This is a genomic window from Kitasatospora sp. NPDC048715, assembly GCF_043198905.1.
GTDB lineage: Bacteria > Actinomycetota > Actinomycetes > Streptomycetales > Streptomycetaceae > Kitasatospora > Kitasatospora lactacystinica.
This window is the reverse complement of sequence record NZ_JBICVH010000012.1, coordinates 74,203-99,051: the sequence shown is the minus strand read 5'-3', so window position 1 is coordinate 99,051 and position 24,849 is coordinate 74,203. Positions and strand designations below refer to the sequence as shown.

Here is a 24,849-nt window from a genome sequence, read left to right as displayed (position 1 = left end):
CCTGGCCCAGCAGGAGACCACCCAGCAGCGCGAGACCGCCGAGGCCTACGCCGACCGCGTCCGCACCGAGGCCGAACAGCACGCCACCGACCTCACCGAACGCACCGCGGCCGAGACCGCGGAGGTCCGCGAGGCGGCCGACCAGCACGTCGCCGAGGTCCGCGAGGCCGCCGAGCAGTACTCCACCGAGGTCCGCGAGCAGGCCGACGCCTACGCCGACGAGCAGCGCACCACCGCCGACACCTACGCCGCGCAGACCCGGACGGAGGCCGAGCAGGCCGCCGCGGAGCTCCGGGCCCTGGCCCAGCAGGAGACCACCCAGCAGCGCGAGACCGCCGAGGCCTACGCCGACCGCGTCCGCACCGAGGCCGAACAGCACGCCACCGACCTCACCAAGCGCACCGCGGCCGAGACCGCCGAGGTCCGCGAGGCGGCCGACCAGCACGTCGCCGAGGTCCGCGAGGCGGCCGACCAGCACGCGGCCCAGGTCCGCGAGGCCGCCGAGCAGCACTCCACCGAGGTCCGCGAGCAGGCCGACGCCTACGCCGACGAGCAGCGCACCACCGCCGACACCTACGCCGCCGACGTCCGCGAGCAGGCCGACACCTTCGCCGCCGAGCAGCGCACCGCCGCCGAGGAGGCGCTGGAGCGCGCCGAGGCCACCGCCGAGCAGCGCCGCGCCGAGGCCGCCAAGGACGCCAAGGCCACCCGCGAGAAGGCCGCCGCCGAGCTGGCCCTGGCCAACGAGCAGGCCTCGACCGTCCGGGCCGAGGCCGGCCGCGAGCTGTCCGAGGCCCGCGCCACCGCCGACGGCATCCGGGCCGAGGCCACCGCCGAGCTGGAGCAGGCCAAGGCCGACCGCGCCGAGCTGATCTCCGCCGCCAAGGCCGAGGGCGCCGAGCTGGTGGCCGTCGCCGAGGAGGAGGCCGCCGAGGTCCGCCAGGCGGTGGCGGGCATGCACGAGGCAGCCGCCGAGCAGATCGCCGCGCTCAGGGCCGCCGCCGGGCAGGAGGCCGCCGAGGTCCGCGAGGCCGCCGAGCAGGACGCCACCGAGCTGCGCGTCCTCGCCGAGCGGGAGACCGCCGAGCAGCGGGAGCTGGCCGAGCGGGAGACCACCGAGCTGCGCGTCCTCGCCGAGCGGGAGACCGCCGAGCAGCGGGAGCTGGCCGAGCGGGAGACCACCGAGCTGCGGGAGTCCGCCGACGCGTACGCCGCCGAGCTGCGCGGCCTGGTGGAGCGCGAGAGCGCCGAGCAGCGCGAGCTCGTCGACCGCGAGACCGCCGACCTGCGGGCCCGTACGGAGGCCGAGACCACCGCCCTGCGCGAGCAGACCGAGCTGGAGCTGGCCGCCGAGCGGGAGGCCACCGAGAACGAGCTCGGCCGGCAGCGCGCCGAGGCCCTGGCCTACGACGAGCAGCTGCGCGCGGACGCCGAGGCCGAGCTGCGCGCCGCCCAGGAGGCCGCCGAGCAGCTGCGGGCCGACGCCGGGGCGCAGGCCGCCCGGACGGTGGCCGAGGCCGAGGCCCAGGGTGCCCGCGGCATCGCCGACGCCGAGGAGCTGGCCGCCGGTCTGCGGGCCGAGGCCGAGGAGTACGCCCTCGCCACCCGCACCCTGGCCGACGAGTACGACTCCGCCACCCACTCCCGCGCCGACGACTACGACGCCAGGACCCGGGAGGCCGCCGAGCAGTTCGACAGGGCCACCCGCGAGCACGCCCAGTCCGTCCTGGAGAAGGCCTTCGCGGACGCCGAGGCGCTCGGCGAGGACGCCCAGACCACCGCGCTGGCGACCACCGCCGCCGCGGAGGAGCAGGCGGACGCGATGGTCGCCGCCGCCCGCAAGGAGGCCGGCCGGCTGGTCGCCGCCGGCGAGGCGGCCGGTCAGGCCGAGGTCGAGAAGGGCCGTTCCGACGCGGACGCCCTGCTCGCCGAGGCCCGCCGGGACGCGACGGCGATCCGCGAGCGCGCCGAGGAGCTGCGCGAGCGCACCGACGCCGAGGTCGAGGCCCTGCACGAGCGCGCCCGCAAGGAGAACGCGGCGGCCATGAAGTCGGCCGGCGAGCGGGTGGACGCGCTGGTGACGGCCGCCCAGGAGCAGCTGACCGAGGCCGAGGAGCAGGCGGTGGCCACCGTCGCCGAGGCCGAGGACCGCGCGGCGGCGCTGGTCGCGGCGGCCGAGGACCGCGCGAGCGAGCTGACCTCGGAGGCGTCCGCGGAGGCCAGCAAGGTCCGGCTGTCGGCCGTCCGCAAGGCGGAGGGCCTGCTGAAGGAGGCGGAGACCAAGCTCGCCAACTCCACGGACCGCGCCGAGTCGCTCATCGAGAAGGCCGAGGCGAAGCTGCGGTCGTCCGAGAGCGAGGCCGAGGAGCGGCTGGACCGGGCCTCCACCGAGGCGGAGAAGCGGCTGCGGGACGCCGACGAGGCCGCGGACGAGCAGATCGAACTGGCGAAGGCGGAGGCCGAGCGGCTGCTCGCCGAGGCGACGGCCGAGGCGAAGCGGGTCACCGACGAGGGCCGGCGCGAGCTGGACGAGCTGGTGCGCCGCCGCAAGGACATCAACACCGAGATCTCCAGGGTCCAGGACGTGCTGTCCGCCCTGGAGGCGTTCGAGGCGCCGGCGCCGGTCGCCCAGGCCAACGGGGGAAGCAGCACCAAGAAGGACGGGGGCGCCAAGGCCGGTGCCGGAGTTGGCTCCCCCCGGTCGGGTGGCAATCGCTCCAAGAGCGCACCACCCGATTGAGCGGACATTGGCGGTCATTGTCCGTGAGAGAACGGCATATCGCCGTCGACACTCCGGTACCGTGTCAGGATTCCCTCAACCACCTCAGCGGTTTGACGACAGGAAGCCCAGAACCCCATGAGCGACAGTCACTCCCCTCACGGCTTCGACCTGGTGCGCCGTGGGTACGAGCGCGCCCAGGTCGACGAGCGGATCACCAAGCTGGTGGCCGACCGTGACAGTGCCTTGACCCGGATCAGTGCGCTGGAGAAGCGCATCGAGGAGCTCCACCTGGAGACCCAGTCCGCCCAGGCGGCGGTCGTGGAGCAGGAGCCCTCCTACGCCGGTCTCGGCGCCCGGGTCGAGAAGATCCTGCGACTCGCCGAGGAGGAGGCCAAGGACCTGCGCGACGAGGCGCACCGCGCCGCCGAGCAGCACCGCGAGCTGGCCGAGGCCGCCGCCCAGCAGGTCCGCTCCGAGGCCGAGAACTACGCCAAGGACCGCAAGGCCAAGGCGGAGGACGAGGGGATGCGGATCGTCGACAAGTCCAAGAGCGACGCCGCCCAGCTGCGCGCCGAGGCCAACAAGGACGCCCAGAACAAGCGCGAGGAGGCGGACGCCCTCTTCGAGGACACCCGCACCAAGGCCGCCCAGGCCGCGCTGGAGTTCGAGACCAACCTGGCCAAGCGCCGCGAGCAGTCCGAGCGGGACCTGGCCGCCCGTCAGGCCAAGGCCGAGAAGCGCCTGGCCGAGATCGAGCACCGGGCGGAGCAGCTGCGCCTGGAGGCCGAGAAGCTGCGCACCGACGCCGAGCGCCGCGCCCGCCAGACCGTCGAGACGGCCCAGCGCCAGTCCGAGGACATCGTGGCCGACGCCAACGCCAAGGCGGACCGCATCCGCAGCGAATCCGAGCGCGAGCTGGCGGCCCTCACCAACCGCCGCGACAGCATCAACGCCCAGCTGACCAACGTCCGCGAGATGCTGGCGACGCTGACCGGCGCGGCCGTGGCCGCCGCCTCGCTGCCGACCGACGACACCCTGGGCGTGCCCGCCCAGCAGTCGCGCTGACGCACGCAGGCCCCAGCGGCACCGCAGGCCCTCACCCGCCCGGGTGAGGGCCTGTCGGCTTTCGCGCCGTCATCGTCCCGGGCGCTTCCGGCCCGGTCGGGCGCGGGTCCTCACCTCGGGTAGGCGCCGTCCGGCCGCTGGTAGCCGCTGCTGAGCTGGTTGCCCTCGTCGTCGGAGACGGTGCCGAACCAGGAGGTGCACCAGACCGACACCGAGTCCGGCCAGTACTGCACCTCGAAGGGGTGCCCGGGCCCGTAGTCGCCGTACGAGGTGACGATGAAGGTCTCCCCCGGGCGCATCCAGTAGTCCTCGCCGAGCGGTTCCAGCGTGAGCTCGACCAGGCCCTCGCCCCGGTTGGTCACGGGCATCCGGCCGGTGACCTCCAGGGCGGAGAAGTCCCAGGCCGCCGCGTCCTGGCTCTCCTGGCTCATCCGGCGGCCACCCGGGCGAGCAGGGTGCGCACGACGGCGTCGAAGGCCTCGGGCGCCTCCAGGGCGCTCAGGTGGCCCACCCCGGGCAGGACGGTCAGCTCGGCGTCCGGCCGGGCCCGCAGCATCGGCTCGGCCTCCTCGGGCGCCACCAGGGCGTCCTGGGCGCCCGCCACGACGGAGACCGGCACCCGCAGGGCGGCCAGGACGTCCAGGGCGTCCGGGCGGGCCGCCATGGCCCGCTGGGCCCAGGCGACGGCGGCCGGCGGCGCGGCGGCGACCATCGCCTGCACCCGCTCCACCAGGTGCTGCGAGTCGGGCCCGAGCTGCCCGGCCGCAACCTGCTCGTCGAGCAGCAGCCGCACGCTGTCCCGCGCGGTGACGGCGGCGGCGATCCGCTCCCGGTTGGCCCGTACCGCGTCGGTGTCGGCGGTGGCCCGGGTGTTGGCCAGCAGCAGGCCGGCCAGCCGGTCGGGGTGGCGGCGGGCGAAGGCCAGCGCCACGTAGCCGCCCATGGAGAGCCCGGCGACCACCGCGCGCTCGATCCCGGCCGCGTCCAGCAGCAGCGCGAGGTCGTCCGCGACCGGGTCCAGCGAGGGCTCGTCGGCGCCCAGCACAGTGCCGCCGAACCCCCGCTGGTCGGGGGCGAGCACGCGCGCTTCGTCCCCGGTCAGGCCGGGCAGCGTGTCCAGTTGGGACGACCACATCGAGGCGTTCAACGGAAAGGCGTGCAGCAGCACGAGTGGTGTTCCGGTACCGCTCTCGCGGACCGACACTGCGGAGGGGAGCTGGGTCATGCGTCCAACCTATTCCGGCACGCCCGGCGGGCCCACTCAGCGGGCCGCGATACCCCCTTTGTCCTAGCCTGGCAAGGAAGTGAGGGAGCGCGAATGATCGAGTTGCACGACCTGACAAAACGTTACGGCAAGACGCTCGCGGTGGACCGGCTCAGCTTCCAGGTCCCCCGGGGCGTGGTGACCGGCTTCCTCGGCCCGAACGGCGCCGGCAAGTCCACCACCATGCGCATGATCCTCGACCTCGACCGCCCGACCGCCGGCCGGGTGACCATCGACGGCAGACGGTACGGCCAGCTCAGCGAGCCGCTCAAGTACATCGGCGCGCTCCTGGAGGCCAAGGCCGTCCACCCCGGCCGCACCGCCCGCGACCACCTGCTCTGGCTCGCCCAGAGCAACCGCATCCCCGTGCGCCGGGTGGACGAGGTGCTCGCCCTGGTCGGCCTCACCCCGGTCGCCCGCAAGCGGGCCCGCGGCTTCTCGCTCGGCATGGGCCAGCGCCTGGGCATCGCCTCCGCCCTGCTCGGCGACCCGGAGATCGTCATGTTCGACGAGCCGGTCAACGGCCTGGACCCGGAGGGCATCCTCTGGATCCGCAACCTGATGAAACGCCTCGCCACCGAGGGCCGGACGGTCTTCGTCTCCTCCCACCTGATGAGCGAGATGGCCGTCACCGCCGACCACCTGGTGGTCATCGGCCGCGGCCGGCTGCTCGCCGACCTGCCGATGCCGGAGTTCATCCGGCGCAACTCCCGCTCCGCCGTACGGCTGCGCACCCCGGAGCCCGAGCGGCTGCTCGACGTGCTGGCCGAGGCCGGCCTGCGGCCCGAGCCGGGCCCGGACGGCTCCCACGAAGTGGTCAACGGGGACATCGCGCGGCTCGGCGAGCTGTTCGCCGGGCACGGCGTGGTGCTGCACGAGCTCAGCCCGCAGCAGGCCTCGCTGGAGGAGGCCTTCATGCAGATGACGGCCGACTCGGTGGAGTACCACGCGGGCGACGGACCGGGCCGGGACGCGGCCGGCGCGCCCACCGAGTGGGGCGCCGGCTGGAAGGCGGACGGCGCCCGGCCGACCACCACCGCACGGCAGGAGGAGAACTGAGATGGCGTCCTTCCCGGCGATCCTGCGCTCCGAGTGGACGAAGATCCGCAGCGTCCGCTCGACGGTCTGGACGCTCGCGCTGACCTTCGTCGTCACGGTCGGCATCGGCGCGCTGCTGTCCCTGCTCACCAACAACAACTTCACCGAGTTCCGCCGCGACGACCTGTCCCCGTTCGACGCCACCGGGACGTCCTTCTCCGGCATCATGCTCGGCGAGCTGGCGATCATCGTCTTCGGCGTGCTGGCGATCGGCAACGAGTACAGCAGCGGCATGATCCGGGTCACCCTGGCCGCCGTCCCGCAGCGCGCCACCCTGCTCACCGGCAAGGCGGCGGTGCTCGGCGCCCTCGCCCTCGCGGTCTCGCTGGTGACGGCCTTCGTCACCTTCTTCGTCGGCCAGTCGCTGCTCGGCACGCACTCCACCACGATCGGCGAGCCCAACGTGCTGCGGGCGGTGTTCGGGGCCGCGCTGTACCTGACGATGCTCTGCCTGTTCTCGGCCGGCGTCACCACGATGCTGCACAACCAGACGCTCGCGCTCGGCGTGCTGGTGCCGTTCTTCTTCCTGCTCTCGCCGATCCTCTCGGCGGTGCCGAAGGTCAAGACCCTGGCCCACTACTTCCCCGACTACGCGGGCTCGCGGATGCTGCTGGTGTACGAGCAGCACGGCCAGCCGTACGGGCCGTGGACCGGCTTCCTGATCTGCCTCGCCTGGACGGCCGCGGCGCTGGTCGGCGGTGCGCTGGTGCTCAAGAAGCGCGACGCCTAGCGGGACCCGGCCGGACCCGTCAGTACCGCGGAGCGCCGCGGCCTCGCAGGACGTTGGAGGCCCGGCGCTCCCGCGCTCCCCAGCAGGCGCGGTGCCAGTGCCGCCGGTCGTCCACTCCCGCGCCGTACTGCGGCCAGGCCACCACGTGGCCCACCCCCGGCGGGATCTCCTGGTCGCAGCCCGGGCAGCGGTAGAACCGACCCGCCGTCCCGGCGACCGTCTGAACCACCCAGTCCTCGCCCTGGTAGCTCTCGGTGCGGCGCAGCGAACCGCCGACCGGGGCGGTCGGCTCTGCGCTCTCGTGCGGGGCGGCGCTCTTGATCCGGTTGCGGCGCGGCGACACGGCGGACTCCCTCTCCTCCTGGGCTCTGGATCGTTCCAGCCTACGGCCGGGCGGGCCCCCCGCACGGCCACTACCACGGCTCCGTCCGGCACTTCGGTGTTTTTGCCGAGATCCACCCGATCATCGGGGAAATCGGGAGTTCCGCGTGCCATTGGCACATGACATCGGATACCCACAGGGGGAGAAGGCGGGGCCCGCAGACCCTGCGCGCACCCGAGGAGGCCCAACGATGAGCAAGACCAGCGCCCGCGCCGAGAGCGGCCGGCCCCTCGGGGTCCGGCCGGTCGCCCCCGGTCCGACGCTGACGTCCGTCCCCCCGGTCACGGCCGTCGTGGGCCGGCCGCTGCCGGCGCCCCAGCGGGCGGGCGCGCTGCCGCCGTCCACCGGTCCGGTGCGGGTCGGCCTGTTCCTGCTGTCCGCGCAGTTCCCCGGGCAGAGCCACGGCGAGGCGCTGGAACGCACCGTCGAATCCGCCGTCGAGGCCGAACGCGCCGGGCTGGACAGCGTCTGGCTGGCCGAGCACCACTTCGTGCCGTACGGGGTCTGCCCGGACGCCGCCACGCTCGCCGCGATGCTGCTCGGCCGCACCCGCCGGATCGGCGTCGGCACGGCGGTCAGCGTGCTCTCCACCCGCCACCCGGTGGGGCTCGGCGAGCAGGCCGCGCTGCTGCACCTCACCTCCGGCGGACGGTTCACGCTCGGGGTGGGCCGCGGCGGGCCGTGGATCGACCTGGACGTGTTCGGCGGCGGCGTGGACGCCTTCGAGAAGGGCTTCCCGGAGCGGCTGGACCTGCTGCTGCGCTGGCTGCGCGGCTCCCGGGTGGGCGCGGACGGCCCGCAGTTCGCCTTCCCCGAGGTCGCCGTGGTGCCGCGGGCCACCGAACCGGTGCGGCGGCCGGGCCTGAGCAGCTGGCTGGGCCTCGGCGGGCGGACCGGCCCGGTGCGCTTCCCGCGCCAGCGCCGGGACGACGAGGGCCTCGGCGAGGAGCTCACCGCCTCCGGACGGCCGGTGGCCGGGCCGCCCGTGGTGGTCGCCTGCACCTCGCCGGGCGGGGTGCGGCTGGCCGCCGAGCGCGGCCTGCCGATGCTGCTCGGCATGCACTCCGGGGACGACGACAAGCTGCGGATGCTGGAGCTGTACCGGACCGCCTGGCTGGCCGCCGGGCGCGGCGAGGAGCAGCTGCGCCGGATCGGCCGGCAGCACGTCGCGGCCGGGGTGGCCCAGGTCGACGACCGCGCCGCGGCGGCCCGGTCCACGCTGCTGAACGCGATGCCCGGCTGGTTCGAGTACGGGCTCGGCGCCCACCGCACCGTGGACGGCCGCGAGCGCAAGATGCGCGATCCGCGCCAGTACACCGAGCTGCTCTGCGACCTGCACGCGGTGGGCACCCCGCGGCAGTGCGCCGACCGGCTGCTGGCCACCGCCGAACGCACCGGCATCCGGCGCTTCGCCCTGCTCGCCGAGGGCAGCGGCGACCAGGAGGCGACCCTGCACAACATCGCCCGGCTCGGCTCGGAGGTGCTGCCGCAGCTGGGCTAGACGTGCCCGGCGGAGGACAGGCCCGGCGGGGGGACGTACCGGACGGGGGACGTGCCGGGCGGGGGGACGTGCCCGGGCCGCCGCCCCTCCCCCCGCACCGGGGGACGGGGGCGGCCGGCGCCGCAGCGGGTTGCGGCGGGGTCAGCAGTCCCGCAGTTCCTCGGACTGGTTGAGCAGCTGCTCCCGGACCGAGGTGAAGCGGTCGTACCGCGCCTCGTTGGCGTCCGACGGCAGGAACACCGCGACCCGGTGACAGTTCTGGAAGGCCAGCCGAACCCCGAAGTGGCGCTGGAGAGCGCCCCGGATGGCGTCGCTGGCGAGCGCGCGCAGCAGCTGGCCGCGGGCCTGCTCGCTGGGCGGCGGCACCTGGTTGTCGGCGAAGTCGGTGCCGTCGACCTTCGCCTGGGCGACCAGCGAGCTGATCAGGTCCCAGGCGTAGGGCAAAGAGACGCGGACGCAGTCGACGAATTCCCGCTCGTCGACCTCGCCCCGCTCGGCCTTCTCCAGCAGGGCCGGTGAGACGTCGAGCGACATGGATTCTCCTCTCGCGGTCCACCCGCGCGGCGCCCGGGTGGTCGTGCGTAGGTCAAGCTCACAGTGAGGGTGGCGGATTCGCATGGGGTGTCCGGAACACCGAGGGACAGGGGTTTCCGGCACCTTCGCGACAGCGGCGGCACCACGGGACGTGACGCCCTGGATACCGAACGCGCTCAGAACAGCGTGGCAGTCAACGGCGCGGCAGGCCGGTCATTCCTGCGGATTGCTTCGGAAATATGTTGCGGTGCACCGGATTGGCCGGATCCCGTCGGATCGTTCATCTGAAGTCTCCATCCCCGTTGACAGCGATCCCGCGAGCGTGCCGTCACACACCGTAGCGACTTGAGGGTGGGGGCGCCAGACCTCGACGGGGCGGTGGCGGGAGCGCAGGACCTCCATGTTGGCCGGGTTCGCGCTTTCTTCACCCAGCCGTCGCGGAATCGCATCAACTGGCCCCGGTGGGCTAGCGTGGTCGACCGTGCGTCTCGTAATTGCCCGCTGCTCAGTCGACTATGCCGGTCGGCTCTCCGCCCATCTGCCCTCCGCCACCAGGCTGATCCTGGTCAAGGCCGACGGCAGCGTCAGCATCCACGCCGACGACCGCGCCTACAAGCCGCTCAACTGGATGTCCCCGCCGTGCGCCCTCAAGGAGGCCGACGGGGTCTGGACGGTGGAGAACAAGGCCGGCGAGAAGCTCATCATCACGCTGGAGGAGGTGCTGCACGACTCGTCCCACGAGCTCGGGGTCGACCCCGGCCTGATCAAGGACGGCGTGGAGGCACACCTCCAGGAGCTGCTCGCGGACCGGATGGAGGTGCTCGGTGCCGGCTGGTCGCTGATCCGCCGCGAGTACCCCACCGCGATCGGCCCGGTCGACATCCTCTGCCGCGACGCCGACGGCGCCACGGTGGCCGTCGAGATCAAGCGCCGCGGTGAGATCGACGGCGTCGAACAGCTCACCCGCTACCTCGAACTCCTCAACCGGGACCCGCTGCTGGCCCCGGTCAAGGGCATCTTCGCCGCGCAGGAGATCAAGCCGCAGGCCCGCGTCCTGGCCACCGACCGCGGTATCGGCTGCGTGGTGCTGGACTACGACGAGCTGCGCGGCATCGACGACGACAAGCTCAAGCTGTTCTGACCGCTCAGGACGGACTGGACGACGGGCTGGACGTGCCGGTCGGACCGGCCGAGCCGCTCGGCGACGAGCTCGGTTTGGCGGTCGTGGTGGACGGCTCCGGCGACGGCGAGGTGCCGGTGCCGCCGCCGGGCTGAGTGCCGCCTCCGCCGGTGCCGCCCGCGCCCGGACCGCCGGGGTTCGGCCCCGGCGGCTGCTGGCCCGGTACGGGCGGCTGCTGCGGGGCCTGCGACCCGCCCGCCCCCGGCGAGGAGCTCGGCCTCCTCGTCGGCGAGGCGCTCGGCGAGTGCGAGGCACTGGCGCTCGCGGACGGCGCCGGGCTGCTCCCCTGCGTCGGCGCACCGCCCGGTCCGGCACCGGCCGTCGTCGGCCCGGCACTGCCGGACTGCTGCGGGAACGGCGGGTCCTGGGTGCCGCCGCCGTCCAGCCGACCGTTGTTGTGCGGGTCCTTCCCCCTGACCTCCTCCGGCCCGCTGAAGCTCATCGCCACCGCCGCGCCGAGGACCCCCAGGGTCAGCACCGCGGTGGAGACCACCGCCACCCGCCGGCGCCTGCTGGACTTCAGGCGGGCCGGCACCCGGGCCGCGATCTTGCGGATCACCGGGGCGCGGCCGGGCGCCGCGACGGGCGCGGCGGCCGGCAGCTGCCGGCCCTCGGCGCGCAGCAGGTCGAGCATCCGGCGTGCGGCGGCCACCCCGCGCTGCTCGCCCGCGGTGGCCCGCAGGGTGAGCGCGGTCTCCAGTTCGGCGACGGCCCGGGAGGGCTGCCGGACGCAGATCGCGTGCACGCCCGCCTCGTGGTGGAACCAGGCCTGGTCGACCGCCGAACCGGTGCGGCGGGCCGCCTCCAGACCGAGCTGGAGCACCCGCTCCCAGGCGCCCCAGCGCAGCGACAGCGCCAGCGCGGGCGCCGCCGCCCGGGCGAGCCGGACCACCGCGTCGTGCCGTCCGGCGGTGCGGTCGGCGAGCAGCACGCCGACCATCACCTCGGCCTCGGCGGCGACCTGTTCCAGCGTCACCGAGCTGTGCCCCACCCACCAGGCGAAGTGCTGGGCGGCCCCGTCGACGGAGCCCCGGGCGGGCCAGTGCGGGAGGAGCAGGTCGAGCGCGCCGGCGGTCAGCCGGTGGTGCCCGCCGATGGACACCGCCAGTCCGGCGTCGGCGAGTTCGGCGAGGGCGGCCTCGCCCTGCCCGACGTCGATCAGCGCCGGCAGGTGCGGCGCGGTGGGGCATTCGCCGCCGAGCGCGACGGCGAGCCGCAGCACGGCCTGCGCGGGCTCGCTCAGCCCCTCGGCGAGCCGGACCGCGGGCGAGGCGGTCTCCGCCACCGAGGGCAGCGGGACGGTGAGCCGCAGCGCGTTCTCCCGGATCGCCGGGTCCTCGTCCTGGACGGGCTCGTCGACGGCCCCGAAGACGTCCATCCGGTCGTCCTCGGCGGCCACCAGCGCGTCCACCGAGACGTCCCGCTGGCGCAGCAGCGCGGCGGCCTGGACGAAGCGCAGCGGCAGGCCCTCGGACTCGAACCAGAGGTCCACCGCCCAGGCCTTCTCGGTGACGTCCAGCGGCCGTCCGGCCAGCCGGGCGGTGAGGGCCAGGCAGGCGGAGCGGGAGAGTCCGGCCACCAGGTGGTCCTGGAGCCGGGAGCCGGGGGGCAGCGGCGGGCCGTCCGGGGCGGCGGAGATCAGGAAGGCGCAGCCGGGGGCGGCGGCGAGCAGTTCCTCCAGCTCGGCACCGGAGGGCTCGGCGGCGTCGATCACCACGATCGCGCCGACCTCGGCGAGGTGGAAGGCCAACTGCCCGGGGTCGGGGCGGTATCCGGGGGCGTGGTGGGTGGCCGCGAAGAGGTCCTGGAGCAGGTCGGCGCCGGTCCGGCGGTGGCCGCAGAGCTGCACCACGCCGTCGGGGGCGAGGTCGGCGGCGGCCTCGGCGACGGCCGACAGCAGCGCGCTGCGGCCCGAGCCGGCCTGGCCGACCAGGCGTATCGAGCGGCCCTCGGCGAGCAGGGCGAGCAGTTCGGCGGTGTCGGTCTCGCGGTCGAGCATCGGCAGATCGGCGGGCCCGGCGCCGAGCGCGAGCGGGCCGACCGCGCGGCCGACGCCGCCGACCGGACCGCGGGCGGGCTCGCTGCGTCCGGTCCGGCGCGGACGGGGCCGCCACTCCTCGGGACAGGTCCTGGCCTCGGAGCCGTCCGGGGCGCCGACGCCCACCAGCAGGGCGCCGGAGACCAGTTCGCCGCCGCGGGTGCGAACGGCCTCCTGCCGGAACTCCCCGGATGGCTGTGCCACGTTCTGCTCCGCATCGTGCTCGGCCGTCGGCGCCCCGCGCCGCCCGGCTGACGTCCCGGTGGCGGCCGCGGCCGGGCTGGAGGCAGCCCCGGCGGCCGTCTTCTGACGGGCAGACTCTTGCACATCCGGCCCCGGCCGTGCAGAGCGGTCCGTGGCCGACGGCCGGTCCGCGGCGCTGACCAGGGGCGTTGCGCGGACGGACCGGGGGTGCGCAGGCGCACGGTCCCGGCGCGCGGCGCGGTGGGGGCCGTGGGGCCGCGGGAGCTAGAGAGCGAACCCGTGCGCCTCGGCGGCGCCGTCGACGGCCAGGATGCGGTGCAGCTTGGTGGCCACCAGCAGCCGCTGCAGCTGGGCCGGGACGGAGCGCAGCACCAGCCGGCGGCCGATCCGGCCGGCCCGCCGGTGGGTGCCCATGATCACGCCGAGCCCGGTGGCGTCCCAGAACTCCAGCCGGCCGAGGTCGAGTACGAGGTCGCCGAGGCCGCCGTCCACGGCCTGGTGCAGCCGGGCCCGCGCGTCGGCGGCGGTGCGCACGTCGAGGCGGCCTTCGATGGCCAGCGCCGTGTGGTCGCCGGTGATGCGCATGCTCTCCTCCTTCGCCTGGACGGCCTGGTGCGGGGCGGGTCCGCCCCGGCCGTGCCGGGAGCGGGAGCGGGGGGTGCATACGGGCGGGCCGAAGCCCCACACCCGGACCCGGGCGGAATGCCGGGTTCCCTCATCTGACGGTGAACCGGCTCCGCAGGTTGCTGGTTTTGGCCAGATCTGAAGCAACTTCACCCGTCCGAGGGAATATACGCAGGTCGGCCCCACACCTACGCTCGATTACCGCCCAAATCACCCGTCTGCGGCACCCGGCGTGAGGAAACTCACCCGGCCCTGCGGGGCGGGCCGTACGATGCTCCGATCGCACGGCCCGGCCGGTCGTTCAGCCCCGCCGGCTCACTTGCCCTCGTACGGGTAGAAGCCGCGGCCGCTCTTGCGGCCCAGGTCACCGGCGGTGACCATGCGCGCCATGATCTCCGGCGCGGCGAACTTCTCGTCCTGGGTCTCGGTGTAGATGTTGCGGGCGGCGTGCAGCAGGATGTCCACGCCGGTCAGGTCGGCGGTCTGGAGCGGGCCCATCGCGTGGCCGAAACCGAGCCGGCAGGCGGTGTCGATGTCCTCGGCGGTGGCCACGCCCGACTCGTACAGGCTGGCGGCCTCGACGACCAGCGCGGTGATCAGGCGGGTGGTCACGAAGCCGGCCACGTCGCGGTTGACCACCACGACCTCCTTGCCGACGCCCTCGGCGTAGGCGCGGGCGGTGGCCAGCGTCTCGTCGCTGGTCTTGTAGCCGCGGACCAGCTCGACCAGCTTCATCATCGGGACGGGCGAGAAGAAGTGGACGCCGACGACCGACTCCGGGCGCCCGGTGGCGGCGGCGATCCGGGTGATCGGGATGGCGGAGGTGTTGGAGGCCAGGACGGCGCCGTCCTTGGCGAGCTTGTCGAGCTCGCGGAAGACGGCCTCCTTGACCTCCAGCTGCTCGAACACGGCCTCGACCACGATGTCGGCCTCGGCGACGGCGCCCAGGTCGGTGGTGGTGGTGATCCGGCCCAGCGCGGCCTCGGCGTCCTCGGCGCTCAGCCTGCCCTTGGCGACGAACTTCTCGTAGGAGGCGCGGATGCCGGCCAGGCCCCGCTGGAGCGCCTCCTCGGTGACGTCCCGCAGCACCACCGGGTGACCGGCCTGCGCGGACACCTGGGCGATGCCGGCGCCCATCAGGCCGGCACCGATCACGGCGATCTGCTTGCTGGACGCATTGCTCATGGCTGGGTCTCCCGATGCCGTCGCCGCCCCGCGGGCGGGCCCTGAAGGCGGCTCAGGGCAGGGGTCGCCGCCAGAGAGCCGCATCGCTCGTTTTTCCGGGACTCTAATGCCCAAATCCCCCGCGCAATAGCAATCGGGAGTGTGATCTGCAACCGACGTGAAACAGGTGATCAGACGGTCAGTCCGAGGTCCTGCGCCAGGATCGCCGCCTGCACCCGGCTGCGCAGCCGCAGCTTCGCCAGGATCCGGCTGACGTGCGTCTTGGTGGTCGCCTCCGCCATCTCCAGCCGGGCCGCGATCTCCCCGTTGGACATCCCGGCCCCGATGCAGGCCAGCACCTCCCGCTCGCGGCCGGTCAGCGTCCCCACCGCGGCCCGGGCCTCCGGTCCGACCGGCCGCTCGGGGCGGGCGAAGGCCCCGATCAGCCGTTTGGTCACCGAGGGCGCCAGCATCCCGTCCCCGCGCGCCACCGTGCGGATGCCCTCGATCAGGGTGTCCGCCTCCAGGTCCTTGAGCAGGAACCCGGACGCGCCGGCCCGCAGTGCGCCGTAGACGTACTCGTCCAGGTCGAAGGTGGTCAGCACGAGCACCTGGCCGGCCCCGGCGGCGACCACCTCGCGGGTCGCCGAGACGCCGTCCAGCCGGGGCATCTGCACGTCCATCAGCACCACGTCCGGCCGCAGCTCCAGGGCCAGCCGGACGGCCTCCTCGCCGTCCGCGGCCTGCCCGACCACCTCGAACTCCGGCTCGGCGCGCAGGATCATCACCAGCGCCGCGCGTACCGCCGCCTGGTCCTCCGCCACCAGCACCCGGATCGTCATGCCCGCCCCTCGTTCCCCCGGGCGCGCGGCAGCACCGCGCGCACGCTCCAGTACCCGCCCTTCGGCCCGGCCTCGAAGCTGCCGCCGAGCAGCCCGGCCCGTTCCGCCATGCCCACCAACCCGGCCCGGGCACCGGGCAGTTCACGGCCCGGACCGCCCCGGTACGGGCTGTCGACCGAGATCCGCAGTTCCTCCGGCGCGAACTCCAGCCGCAGGCTGACCAGTCCGGGCCCGGCGTGCTTGAGGGCGTTGGTCAGCGACTCCTGGACGATCCGGTACGCGGCCAGCCCGACCGGCACCGGCACCTCCCCGCGCTCGCCGCGCTCGTCCAGCGCGAAGTCCAGCCCGACGTCCCGGCCGGCCGCCCGGGCCTTGGCCAGCAGGGCGTCCACCGCGGCCAGGTCGGGGGCCGCGTACGACTCGTCCACCTCTCCCCCGCCGCTGTCCCGGAGCAGTCCGATCATGCGACGCATTTCGGCCAATCCCTGGACGCTGTTCTCCCGGATCACCGCCAGCACCTCCACCAGGGGATCGTCCTGGGGCAGGTTCCGGCGCCGGGCCACCGACTGCGCACCGGTGGCGTGGATCGCGATCGCCGACAGGTGGTTGGCCACCACGTCGTGCAACTCCCTTGCCATCCGGGCTCGTTCGGCGCCGATCGCCTCCCGCCGGTCCATCTCCGAGAGCAGCGCGGTCTGTTCCGCGCGCAGCCGCTCGGCCTCCGCCTCCTGCCGGTGCTTGCGCACCACGTCGCCGCTCCACACCGGGCCCAGGAAGACCAGTGTGCTGACCACGACGATCAGCAGCGCGAGCGAGGTGCCGCCGTAGACCGCCGCCAGGGTGGACAGCGCCAGCACCGTGGCCCCGCCGGACAGGTGCAGCACCCGGGACATCCGCGGGGTGCCGTAGATCACCGCCGCGTACAGCAGGTCGGTGTACATGATCAGCGTGGCCACCAGGTTGCCGGCGAACACGCTCGCCGCGAAGGCCAGCCCGCCGAGCGACACCGCGAGCACCGGCCTGGTCCGCCGGACCAGCTCCAGCCCGGCCATCACCAGCAGCGTCGGCACCACCGCCCACGGCGGCACCCGGTCGGCCCGGTCGTACACCCCGAAGGCGATCAGCACCGCACCGCCGAGCAGCCCGGCGAGGGCGATCAGCTGGTCCTGTCGGCGCGGGGGGAGCGCGGGGAACGGGAGGGGCACGTCCCCATCACATCATCCCCGGCGGCCGGCCCGGCTCCGGTCCACGAAGGAGCCCGCTACATCGAAAGGTGCAGGCCGGACCGGCACCGCGCGACGACGACAGCGGCACGCCCCCCGCACGAGGCTGGAAGCACCACCGAAACGCCCGGGAGCAGAACGTGATCGTCACCCTCATCGTCGCGGCCGAGATCTCCTTCTGGATCCTGCTCAGCCTCGGGCTGACCGCCCGCTACCTCCTCCGGTGGCGCCGCACCAGCACCGCGCTGCTGGTCGGCCTGCCGGTGGTGGACCTCACCCTGTACGCCCTCACCGTCCTCGACCTGCGCGGCGGCGCCACCGCGAGCTGGACGCACGCCCTGGCCGCGAGCTACGCGGGCTTCTCGATCGGCTACGGCCCCTCGCTGGTCCGCTGGGCCGACCGGCACTTCCTGCACCGCTTCGCCGGCGGCCCCAAGCCGCTGCCCTCGCCCAAGTACGGGCCGGAGCGGACCAGGTACGAGTGGCAGATCGCCGGCCGGACCGTCGTGTCCGCCGCGGTCACGCTGAGCCTGATCACCCTGCTCGTCCCGCTCTCCGCGGGCTCCGCCCACTTCGGCACCTTCCTCCAGTGGTACCTCAAGCTGGGCATCGCCGCCGTGGTCAACGTGATCGTGGCCGGCTGCTACTCGCTCTGGCCCAAGCAGCCGCCGGCCGGCGTGGTGGTCGAGGACGGCCGGGTGGTCACCGGGAAGACCCTCGCCGGCAGCGCCCCCGACCGCACCCCGGCCGACCGGCCCTGAGCCGCCGAAGCCCCGTCCTCGGACTCCCACGGGGGAGCAGTCGGAGGACGGGGCTTCGGCATGTTCCTAGCGGTTCTCGCCCGGGACCCAGAGCACGTCCCCGCGCTCCTTGTTGGCCACCCGGGCCAGGATGAACAGCAGGTCGGACAGCCGGTTGAGGTACTTCGCGGTCAGCGGGTTGACGCTGTCGCCGTGCTCCGCGATCGCCGACCAGGTCGAGCGCTCGGCCCGCCGCACCACCGTGCAGGCCAGGTGCAGGTGGGCCGCCCCGGGCGTACCGCCGGGCAGGATGAAGCTGCGCAGCTTCTCCACCCGCGCCAGGTACTCGTCGCAGTCCGTCTCCAGCCGGTCGATGTAGGACTGCAGCACCCGCAGCGGCGGGTACTTCGGGTCCTCCACCACCGGGGTGGACAGGTCGGCGCCGACGTCGAACAGGTCGTTCTGGACCCGGACGAGCACCGCCGTCATGTCCTGCGGCAGCTCACCGACGGCGAGGGCCACGCCGATCGCGGCGTTGGCCTCGTTGGCGTCCGCGTACGCGACCAGTCTCGGATCGGTCTTGCTGGTCCGGCTCATGTCGCCGAGCGCGGTGGTGCCGTCATCGCCGGTACGGGTGTAGATGCGCGTCAGATTGACCATGCGGCCAGAGTAGCCGCCGGGTTAGGCGCCGTTAACCCCGCCTCGGAAGCCCCCGGGCGTGTCGGCGGGCCGCTGCGCGACATCGACCCTCCCCCGGCCTCCGGTCGGGGGCACCCCCGTCCGGGAGTCCCGTCGCTACGCGACGTTGACCCTCTGGCCGGGCGGGGCGGCCTCCAGCCAGGCCAGGAAGCCGGTCAGCGCGTCCTCGCTCATCGCCAGCTCCAGCGGCGAACCGTTGTGCAGGCAGCGCAGCACCACCGAGCCGGACAGCAGCGCCAGCTCCTCCTGGCCCTCCGGGTAGCGCCGGCCGAGCACCTCGATCTCCCGGCGCGGCAGCACCTTGCGCGGGCGCGGGGCGTACGAGAAGACCCGGAACCACTCGATCGAGTCACCGCTGTACCGGCCGATACCAAAAACCCACCCCTTGCCGTCGGTCGGGGGGACCGGGGCTGAGGTGGGTTTGCCGTTCTCGTCGAGGTCGGGCTGCGTCGAGGCGTCGGCCGGCATTTTGAGCCGGTAACTGCAGTCGAAGGTGCCGCCGACCCGCTGGATCAGGCGGCGCCGGACGGCGAAGGCCATCAGCCCGATCACACCCAGGGCCACGACCGCCGCACACACCACAAGCGCGAGGACCATGCTCACCCACCTCCTCGCTACCCGCGTTCCCCGTAGCGGTCGTATCAAGCGACCGCGCTGACCTACCAACTACGACGACAGTCCCGGGGTCACGCTCACGCGTCCCCGGGACCGTCGGTCGACCCCGCCAAGCCGGGGTCCGGCGCACTCAGACGTGGGCCTTGAGGCCGCGCGCCGCGAACAGACGGACCTCGGCGCGCCGCTCGGCGTGCTCGTCCAGGTCCGACTTGGCCTTCTCCAGTGCGCGCTCGGCACGCGCGACATCGATCTCGTCCGCCAGCTCGGCGATCTCCGCGAGCAGAGACAGCTTGTTGTCGGCGAAGGAGATGAAGCCGCCGTGCACCGCGGCGATCACGGTGCCGCCGTCCACCGTGCGGATGGTGACCGGACCGGTCTCCAGCACGCTCAGCACCGGGGTGTGGCCCGGCATGATGCCGGTGTCACCGGAGGCCGTACGGGCGACGACGATGGTGGCCGCACCGGACCACACCTTGCGGTCGGCTGCGACCAGCTCGACGTGCAGCTCAGCCAACGTGGGCTCCTAGGCTCATGCAACGCCCGATTACTCGGGAGTTTCGGTAAGAATAACGGCCCCGCGCCTCCGGCATGAAACCGGCGGCACGGATTTGACCGGAATCACAGCCGATGTGCCGCGAGGGGTGGTCCCCAGGCTCGGGGGCCACCCCTCACGGTCACGCACAGCTGCTACCGGCCGCGATTACTTCTTCGCCAGCTCGGCGGCGTTCTTCTCGAGGTCCTCGATGCCACCGCACATGAAGAAGGCCTGCTCCGGAACGGAGTCGTACTTGCCGTCCGCGATCGAGTTGAAGGCCTCGATCGTCTCGGACAGCGGCACGGTCGAACCCTCGACACCGGTGAACTGCTTCGCCACGTAGGTGTTCTGCGAGAGGAAGCGCTCGATGCGGCGGGCACGGTGAACCGTGACCTTGTCCTCCTCGGACAGCTCGTCGATACCGAGGATCGCGATGATGTCCTGGAGGTCCTTGTACTTCTGCAGGATCCCCTTGATACGGATGGCCGTGTCGTAGTGGGTCTGCGCGATGTACCGCGGGTCGAGGATGCGGGACGTGGAGTCCAGCGGGTCGACGGCCGGGTAGATGCCCTTCTCCGAGATCGGGCGCGACAGAACGGTCGTCGCGTCCAGGTGGGCGAAGGTGGTGGCCGGCGCCGGGTCGGTCAGGTCGTCCGCGGGGACGTAGATCGCCTGCATCGAGGTGATCGAGTGACCGCGGGTCGAGGTGATGCGCTCCTGCAGGAGGCCCATCTCGTCGGCCAGGTTCGGCTGGTAGCCCACCGCGGAGGGCATGCGGCCGAGCAGGGTCGACACCTCGGAACCGGCCTGGGTGAACCGGAAGATGTTGTCGATGAAGAGGAGCACGTCCTGCTTCTCGACGTCACGGAAGTACTCCGCCATGGTCAGCGCGGACAGCGCGACGCGCAGACGGGTGCCCGGCGGCTCGTCCATCTGGCCGAAGACCAGCGCGGTCTTGTCCAGAACGCCCGAGTCGACCATCTCGTCGATGAGGTCGTTGCCCTCACGGGTGCGCTCGCCGACACCGGCGAACACCGACACACCACCGAAGTTCTCGGCGACGCGGTAGATCATCTCCTGGATCAGAACGGTCTTGCCGACACCGGCACCACCGAACAGACCGATCTTGCCACCCGTGACGTACGGGGTGAGCAGGTCGATGACCTTGATGCCGGTCTCGAACATCTCGGTCTTGGACTCGAGGTCCTTGAACTCCGGGGCCTTGCGGTGGATCGGCCACCGGACCTGGACCTGCGACTCGAACTCGTCCTTGTCGACGTTCAGCACGTCACCGAGGGCGTTGAACACCTTGCCCTTGGTGATCTGGCCGACCGGGACGGAGATCGCCGCACCGGTGTCGGAGACCTGCGAACCACGGACCAGGCCGTCGGTCGGCTGCATCGAGATGCCGCGGACCATGCCGTCGCCGAGGTGCTGGGCGACCTCGAGGGTCAGGGTCTTCTTGCCCGTGCCGTCGGGGTTGTCCACCTCGACGTGCAGGGCGTTGTACATGTCCGGAATCGCGTCGACGGGGAACTCCACGTCGACGACCGGGCCGATGACCCGCGCGACGCGGCCCGTCGCCGTGGTCGGCTCAACAGTGGTGGTCATACTCATTCGCTCCCGCGGCTAGCGTCGGCGAGGGCGTTGGCACCGCCGACGATCTCGCTGATTTCCTGGGTGATCTCGGCCTGACGGGCCGAGTTGGCAAGCCGCGTGAGCGACTTGATGAGCTCGCCGGCGTTGTCCGTCGCGCTCTTCATCGCGCGGCGGCGGGCGGCGTGCTCGGAAGCGGCCGACTGCAGCAGCGCGTTGTAGATCCGGCTCTCGACGTACCGCGGCAGCAGGGCGTCCAGGACGCCCTCCGCCGACGGCTCGAAGTCGTACAGCGGGAAGATCTCCGACTTGGCCGGCGTCTGGTCGCTGAGCTGGACCTCGTCCAGCTTCAGCGGCAGCAGCCGCGCCTCGACCGCGTTCTGCGTCAGCATCGACACGAACTCGGTGGAGACCAGGTGGAGTTCGTCCACACCGCCGGTCTCGGCCGTGAAGGCCTCGATCAGGTCGGCCGCCACGGTCTTCGCGTCACCGTACGTCGGCTTGTCCGAGAATCCCGTCCACGAGCCCTCGATCGCCAGACCGCGGAACGTGTAGTACGAGACGCCCTTGCGGCCGATGATGTACGCCACCACGTCCTTGCCCTCGGACCGCAGGCGCTCGGCGAGCACCAGCGAAGCCTTGATGGCGTTGGTCGAGTAGCCGCCGGCCAGGCCGCGGTCCGCCGTGATCAGCAGGACCGCCGCGCGCTTGGCGTTCGGGTTCTCGGTGGTGAGCGGGTGCTTGGCGTTGGACCGGGTGGCCACCGCCGTCACCGCCCGGGTGAGCTCATCGGCGTACGGAGTGGAGGCGGCCACCGCGCGCTGCGCCTTGACGATGCGCGACGCGGAGATCATCTCCATCGCCTTGGTGATCTTCTTCGTCGCGGTGACAGAGCGGATCCGGCGCTTGTAGACCCGAAGCTGTGCTCCCATGGGTCGTTACGTCCTTTCCCTCGCTACCGGACTCAGGCCTGCTCGGAGAGCAGCTTGCCGTCAGCGGTCTGGTAACCCTGCTTGAAGGCCTCGATCGCGCTGGTCAGCGCGTCGACGGTGCCGTCGGCCAGCAGACCGGTCTCGACGATGCCGGCGAGCAGGTCCTTGTGCTGCAGGCGCACGTGGTCCAGGAACTCGCGCTCGAAGCGGCGGATCTCGGCGACCGGGACGTCGTCCAGCTTGCCGTTGGTGCCGGCCCAGATGGAGACGACCTGCTCCTCGACCGGGAACGGCTGGTACTGGCCCTGCTTCAGCAGCTCGACCATGCGCGCACCGCGCTCCAGCTGGGCCTTGGAGGCCGCGTCCAGGTCGGAACCGAAGGCGGCGAAGGCCTCCAGCTCACGGTACTGGGCGAGGTCCAGACGCAGGCGGCCGGCGACCGAGCGCATGGCCTTGATCTGGGCGGAGCCACCGACGCGGGAGACCGAGATACCGACGTTCACGGCCGGGCGGATGCCGGCGTTGAACAGGTCGGACTCCAGGAAGCACTGGCCGTCGGTGATGGAGATGACGTTGGTCGGGATGTACGCCGAGACGTCGTTGGCCTTGGTCTCGATGATCGGCAGACCGGTCATCGAGCCGCCGCCCAGGGCGTCGTTCAGCTTCGCGCAGCGCTCCAGCAGGCGGGAGTGCAGGTAGAAGACGTCGCCCGGGTAGGCCTCGCGGCCCGGCGGGCGGCGCAGCAGCAGGGAGACGGAACGGTAGGCCTCGGCCTGCTTCGACAGGTCGTCGAAGATGATCAGGACGTGCTTGCCGTCGTACATCCACTCCTGGCCGATGGCCGAACCGGTGTACGGGGCGAGGTACTTGAAGCCGGCCGGGTCGGAGGCGGGAGCGGCCACGATGGTGGTGTACTCCAGCGCGCCGGCCTCCTCCAGGGCGCCGCGGACGGACGCGATGGTGGAGCCCTTCTGGCCCACGGCGACGTAGATGCAGCGGACCTGCTTCTCCGGGTCGCCCGAGCGCCAGTTGTCGCGCTGGTTGATGATCGTGTCGACGGCCACCGCGGTCTTGCCGGTCTGGCGGTCACCGATGATCAGCTGGCGCTGGCCGCGGCCGATCGGGGTCATCGCGTCGATGGCCTTGATGCCGGTCTGCAGCGGCTGCTTGACCGACTTGCGGGCCATGACGCCGGGGGCCTGCAGCTCAAGGGCGCGGCGACCGGTGGCGGCGATGTCGCCCAGGCCGTCGATCGGGTTGCCCAGCGGGTCCACGACGCGGCCGAGGTAGCCGTCGCCGACCGGAACCGAGAGGACCTCGCCGGTGCGGCGCACGGTCTGGCCCTCTTCGATGCCGCCGAACTCACCGAGGACGACGACACCGATCTCGCGGGTGTCGAGGTTCAGCGCGAGGCCGAGCGTGCCGTCCTCGAACTTCAGCAGCTCGTTCGCCATGACCGAGGGCAGGCCCTCGACATGCGCGATGCCGTCCGCCGCGTCAGTGACCGTGCCGACCTCTTCCACAGAAGCGGCGTCCGGCTGGTACGACTGGACAAAGTCGGCCAGCGCGTCCCGGATCTCCTCCGGACGGATCGTAAGCTCCGCCATCAGGCTTCCCTGCTCTCCTAGTTTGCGATCCTCGGCCCGCCATTGAGGGCCGCAAGTATTCGACTCTCGGCCGGGTCTTCCGAACCGGCCGTACGATGTGCCGGCTCCTTGGGGAGCCGGTTTCCCGACCGAGGGTCGGATGTGCTGCTTCGGTGCTCAGCCTTCGAGCGACTGGCGAGCGCCTTCGAGGCGGCTCGACACGGTGCCGTTGATGATCTCGTCGCCGATCTGCACCTGGACGCCACCGACGACCTCGGGGTCGACGTCGATGTTCAGGTGGACCTGGCGGCCGTACATCCGGCCCAGAGCACCGGACAGGCGCTCCTTCTGGGTGTCCGACAGCGGCACCGCGGTGGTGACCAGGGCCACCACGCGGCCGCGGCGTGCGGCGGCGAGCTTCGAGTAGGACTCGAGGCCCTGCTCCAGGCTACGGCCACGCGGCGCGTTGACGAGGGCGGTGACCAGCCGGACGGTGCCGGCGTTGGCGCGGCCGCCGAGCAGCTTCTTGATCAGCTCGGCCTTCGCGACGGCTCCGGCCTTCGGCTCGGTCAGCGCGGCGCGCAGCTCGTGCGCGCCGCTCACCACCCGGCCGAAGCGGAAGAGCTCGTCCTCGACGTCGTCCAGGACGCCGGCCTTGTCCGCGGCGATGATCTCCGCGTACGCGGAGAGCTGCTCGGTCGCGTCCACCAGGTCGCGCGAGCCCGACCAGCGGGAGCGGACCAGGCCGGAGACCAGGTCGACGGCCTCGCCGGAGACCTGACCGGTCAGCAGCGAGGTGACCAGCTGGGCCTTGTCCTGGCCGGACCGGGACGGGTCCGTCAGGACTCGGCGCAGCGACACCTCACGGTCCAGCACGGCCGTGACGGCGGTGAGCTCCTCGGCGAGCTTGGCCGCGTCCACCGAGGTGGAGTCGGTCAGGCTCTCCAGGTTCTGCCGGCCGGCAGCGAGGGCCTCACGGCTGGCGCCGATCACTTGGCCGCACCCTGAGCAACGGCGGCCTTGGCCTCCAGCTCGTCCAGGAAGCGGTCGATGACGCCGCTCTGCCGGGCGTGGTCCTCCAGGGACTCGCCCACGATGCGGGACGCCAGCTGGGTGGCCAGCGAGCCCACGTCCTGACGCAGGGCGGCAGTGGCCTGCTTCTTGTCCGCCTCGATCTGGGCGTGACCGGCGGCGACGATGGCCTCGCGCTGGCGCTGGCCCTCCTCGCGCATCTCGGCGAGCTGGGCGGCACCCTGCTCGCGAGCCTGCTCGACGATGCGGGCAGCCTCGTGGCGCGCCTCGGCGAGCTCGGCGCGGTACTGCTCAAGCAGGGCCTGGGCCTCCACCTGAGCGGCCTCGGCGCGCTCCATGCCGCCCTCGATCGCGTCCCGGCGCTCCGACAGCACCTTCTCGATGCTGGGGAGGAGCTTCTTGCCAAGGATGCCGAAGACGATGAAGAAGCAGAGCAGGCCGATGATGATCTCGGGCCATGCGGGCAGAAGGGGGTTCATGATCTCCCCCTCCTCCGCGAGGTGAGCCGCGATGCTCATATCTGGACCTTCCTCGAAGGGTCTA

The 24,849-nt window shown here is 72.8% G+C and carries 23 protein-coding genes and 1 pseudogene; 7 read left to right on the top strand and 17 right to left on the bottom strand.

From position 1 onward, the window contains the following. Together ACGFSC_RS23000 and ACGFSC_RS22995 are read left to right on the top strand one after the other, a co-directional pair. A pseudogene (locus ACGFSC_RS23000) lies at positions 1-2,740 on the top strand (hypothetical protein); the annotation flags it as partial. 117 nt (positions 2,741-2,857) lie between these two features. After that, positions 2,858-3,787 (top strand): cellulose-binding protein, encoded by a 930-nt coding sequence (locus tag ACGFSC_RS22995; RefSeq protein ID WP_359899925.1) that lies wholly within the window; start codon positions 2,858-2,860, stop codon positions 3,785-3,787. Between the two features lie 110 nt (positions 3,788-3,897). On the opposite strand, the gene ACGFSC_RS22990 is transcribed toward ACGFSC_RS22995, so the two are convergent. Together ACGFSC_RS22990 and ACGFSC_RS22985 are read right to left on the bottom strand one after the other, a co-directional pair. After that, positions 3,898-4,218 carry a hypothetical protein gene (locus ACGFSC_RS22990; RefSeq protein WP_224283203.1) on the bottom strand — a complete coding sequence of 107 codons (321 nt, stop codon included), beginning with the start codon at positions 4,216-4,218 and terminating at the stop codon, positions 3,898-3,900. After that, entirely contained in the window at positions 4,215-5,012 is a 798-nt protein-coding gene (locus ACGFSC_RS22985; RefSeq protein WP_359899927.1) for an alpha/beta hydrolase, read from the bottom strand. Before ACGFSC_RS22985 ends, ACGFSC_RS22990 begins: the two co-directional genes overlap by 4 nt. Positions 5,013-5,105: 93 nt before the next feature. On the opposite strand from ACGFSC_RS22985, the gene ACGFSC_RS22980 reads away from it, so the two are divergent. Both ACGFSC_RS22980 and ACGFSC_RS22975 read left to right on the top strand, forming a co-directional pair. Further along, positions 5,106-6,110, top strand: coding sequence for an ATP-binding cassette domain-containing protein (locus ACGFSC_RS22980; protein ID WP_359899929.1), 1,005 nt, complete (start codon positions 5,106-5,108; stop codon positions 6,108-6,110). A 1-nt stretch (position 6,111) separates the two neighbouring features. Further along, a complete protein-coding gene (locus ACGFSC_RS22975; protein WP_359899931.1) occupies positions 6,112-6,879 on the top strand; it encodes an ABC transporter permease subunit in 768 nt (255 codons plus the stop codon). A 19-nt stretch (positions 6,880-6,898) separates the two neighbouring features. Here the strand turns inward: ACGFSC_RS22975 and ACGFSC_RS22970 are convergent, their stop codons facing one another. Then, positions 6,899-7,222 carry an ATP/GTP-binding protein gene (locus ACGFSC_RS22970; RefSeq protein ID WP_359899933.1) on the bottom strand — a complete coding sequence of 108 codons (324 nt, stop codon included), beginning with the start codon at positions 7,220-7,222 and terminating at the stop codon, positions 6,899-6,901. 391 nt (positions 7,223-7,613) lie between these two features. Between ACGFSC_RS22970 and ACGFSC_RS22965 the strand changes: the two genes are divergently transcribed. After that, entirely contained in the window at positions 7,614-8,762 is a 1,149-nt protein-coding gene (locus ACGFSC_RS22965; protein ID WP_359900024.1) for an LLM class flavin-dependent oxidoreductase, read from the top strand. Between the two features lie 141 nt (positions 8,763-8,903). Here ACGFSC_RS22965 and ACGFSC_RS22960 read toward each other — a convergent pair whose 3' ends face one another. Then, the gene (locus ACGFSC_RS22960; protein ID WP_359828614.1) at positions 8,904-9,296 is read right to left on the bottom strand and encodes an SCO5389 family protein; all 393 of its coding nucleotides are present in this window, start codon (positions 9,294-9,296) and stop codon (positions 8,904-8,906) included. Positions 9,297-9,777: 481 nt separating this feature from the next. On the opposite strand from ACGFSC_RS22960, the gene nucS reads away from it, so the two are divergent. Beyond that, positions 9,778-10,437, top strand: a complete 660-nt coding sequence (nucS, locus tag ACGFSC_RS22955) for an endonuclease NucS (protein ID WP_359899935.1) — start codon at positions 9,778-9,780, stop codon at positions 10,435-10,437. Positions 10,438-10,441: 4 nt separating this feature from the next. Here the strand turns inward: nucS and ACGFSC_RS22950 are convergent, their stop codons facing one another. The 5 genes from ACGFSC_RS22950 to ACGFSC_RS22930 form a co-directional block, all read right to left on the bottom strand. Continuing rightward, positions 10,442-12,718: an ATP-binding protein gene (locus ACGFSC_RS22950; protein ID WP_359899937.1), complete on the bottom strand. Its 2,277-nt coding sequence runs from the start codon at positions 12,716-12,718 to the stop codon at positions 10,442-10,444. 264 nt (positions 12,719-12,982) lie between these two features. After that, positions 12,983-13,303: an STAS domain-containing protein gene (locus tag ACGFSC_RS22945; RefSeq protein ID WP_359899939.1), complete on the bottom strand. Its 321-nt coding sequence runs from the start codon at positions 13,301-13,303 to the stop codon at positions 12,983-12,985. A 354-nt stretch (positions 13,304-13,657) separates the two neighbouring features. Then, positions 13,658-14,527, bottom strand: coding sequence for a 3-hydroxyacyl-CoA dehydrogenase family protein (locus ACGFSC_RS22940; protein ID WP_359899940.1), 870 nt, complete (start codon positions 14,525-14,527; stop codon positions 13,658-13,660). Between the two features lie 170 nt (positions 14,528-14,697). Further along, positions 14,698-15,348, bottom strand: coding sequence for a response regulator transcription factor (locus ACGFSC_RS22935; RefSeq protein WP_359899942.1), 651 nt, complete (start codon positions 15,346-15,348; stop codon positions 14,698-14,700). Next, positions 15,345-16,553, bottom strand: a complete 1,209-nt coding sequence (locus tag ACGFSC_RS22930) for a histidine kinase (RefSeq protein WP_359899944.1) — start codon at positions 16,551-16,553, stop codon at positions 15,345-15,347. Before ACGFSC_RS22930 ends, ACGFSC_RS22935 begins: the two co-directional genes overlap by 4 nt. A 158-nt stretch (positions 16,554-16,711) precedes the next feature. Between ACGFSC_RS22930 and ACGFSC_RS22925 the strand changes: the two genes are divergently transcribed. Then, positions 16,712-17,332, top strand: coding sequence for a hypothetical protein (locus tag ACGFSC_RS22925; protein ID WP_359899946.1), 621 nt, complete (start codon positions 16,712-16,714; stop codon positions 17,330-17,332). Between the two features lie 66 nt (positions 17,333-17,398). On the opposite strand, the gene ACGFSC_RS22920 is transcribed toward ACGFSC_RS22925, so the two are convergent. The 8 genes from ACGFSC_RS22920 to ACGFSC_RS22885 all read right to left on the bottom strand — a co-directional run bounded on the left by ACGFSC_RS22920 (position 17,399) and on the right by ACGFSC_RS22885 (position 24,824). Next, positions 17,399-17,971, bottom strand: a complete 573-nt coding sequence (locus tag ACGFSC_RS22920) for a cob(I)yrinic acid a,c-diamide adenosyltransferase (RefSeq protein ID WP_359899948.1) — start codon at positions 17,969-17,971, stop codon at positions 17,399-17,401. A 135-nt stretch (positions 17,972-18,106) separates the two neighbouring features. Then, positions 18,107-18,607 (bottom strand): DUF2550 domain-containing protein, encoded by a 501-nt coding sequence (locus ACGFSC_RS22915; protein WP_359899950.1) that lies wholly within the window; start codon positions 18,605-18,607, stop codon positions 18,107-18,109. A gap of 148 nt (positions 18,608-18,755) precedes the next feature. After that, complete coding sequence (locus ACGFSC_RS22910) at positions 18,756-19,139, bottom strand: F0F1 ATP synthase subunit epsilon (RefSeq protein ID WP_280676020.1); 384 nt, start codon at positions 19,137-19,139, stop codon at positions 18,756-18,758. Positions 19,140-19,325: 186 nt separating this feature from the next. Continuing rightward, a complete protein-coding gene (gene atpD / locus ACGFSC_RS22905) occupies positions 19,326-20,771 on the bottom strand; it encodes a F0F1 ATP synthase subunit beta (RefSeq protein ID WP_359899952.1) in 1,446 nt (481 codons plus the stop codon). A 2-nt stretch (positions 20,772-20,773) separates the two neighbouring features. Further along, on the bottom strand, positions 20,774-21,688 hold the full coding sequence (locus ACGFSC_RS22900) for a F0F1 ATP synthase subunit gamma (RefSeq protein WP_359899954.1): 915 nt from the start codon (positions 21,686-21,688) through the stop codon (positions 20,774-20,776). Positions 21,689-21,720: 32 nt separating this feature from the next. Further along, a complete protein-coding gene (gene atpA, locus ACGFSC_RS22895; RefSeq protein ID WP_359899956.1) occupies positions 21,721-23,295 on the bottom strand; it encodes a F0F1 ATP synthase subunit alpha in 1,575 nt (524 codons plus the stop codon). Between the two features lie 156 nt (positions 23,296-23,451). After that, positions 23,452-24,267 carry a F0F1 ATP synthase subunit delta gene (locus ACGFSC_RS22890; protein ID WP_359899958.1) on the bottom strand — a complete coding sequence of 272 codons (816 nt, stop codon included), beginning with the start codon at positions 24,265-24,267 and terminating at the stop codon, positions 23,452-23,454. Beyond that, entirely contained in the window at positions 24,264-24,824 is a 561-nt protein-coding gene (locus ACGFSC_RS22885; protein WP_359899960.1) for a F0F1 ATP synthase subunit B, read from the bottom strand. Before ACGFSC_RS22885 ends, ACGFSC_RS22890 begins: the two co-directional genes overlap by 4 nt. Positions 24,825-24,849 lie beyond the last annotated feature (25 nt).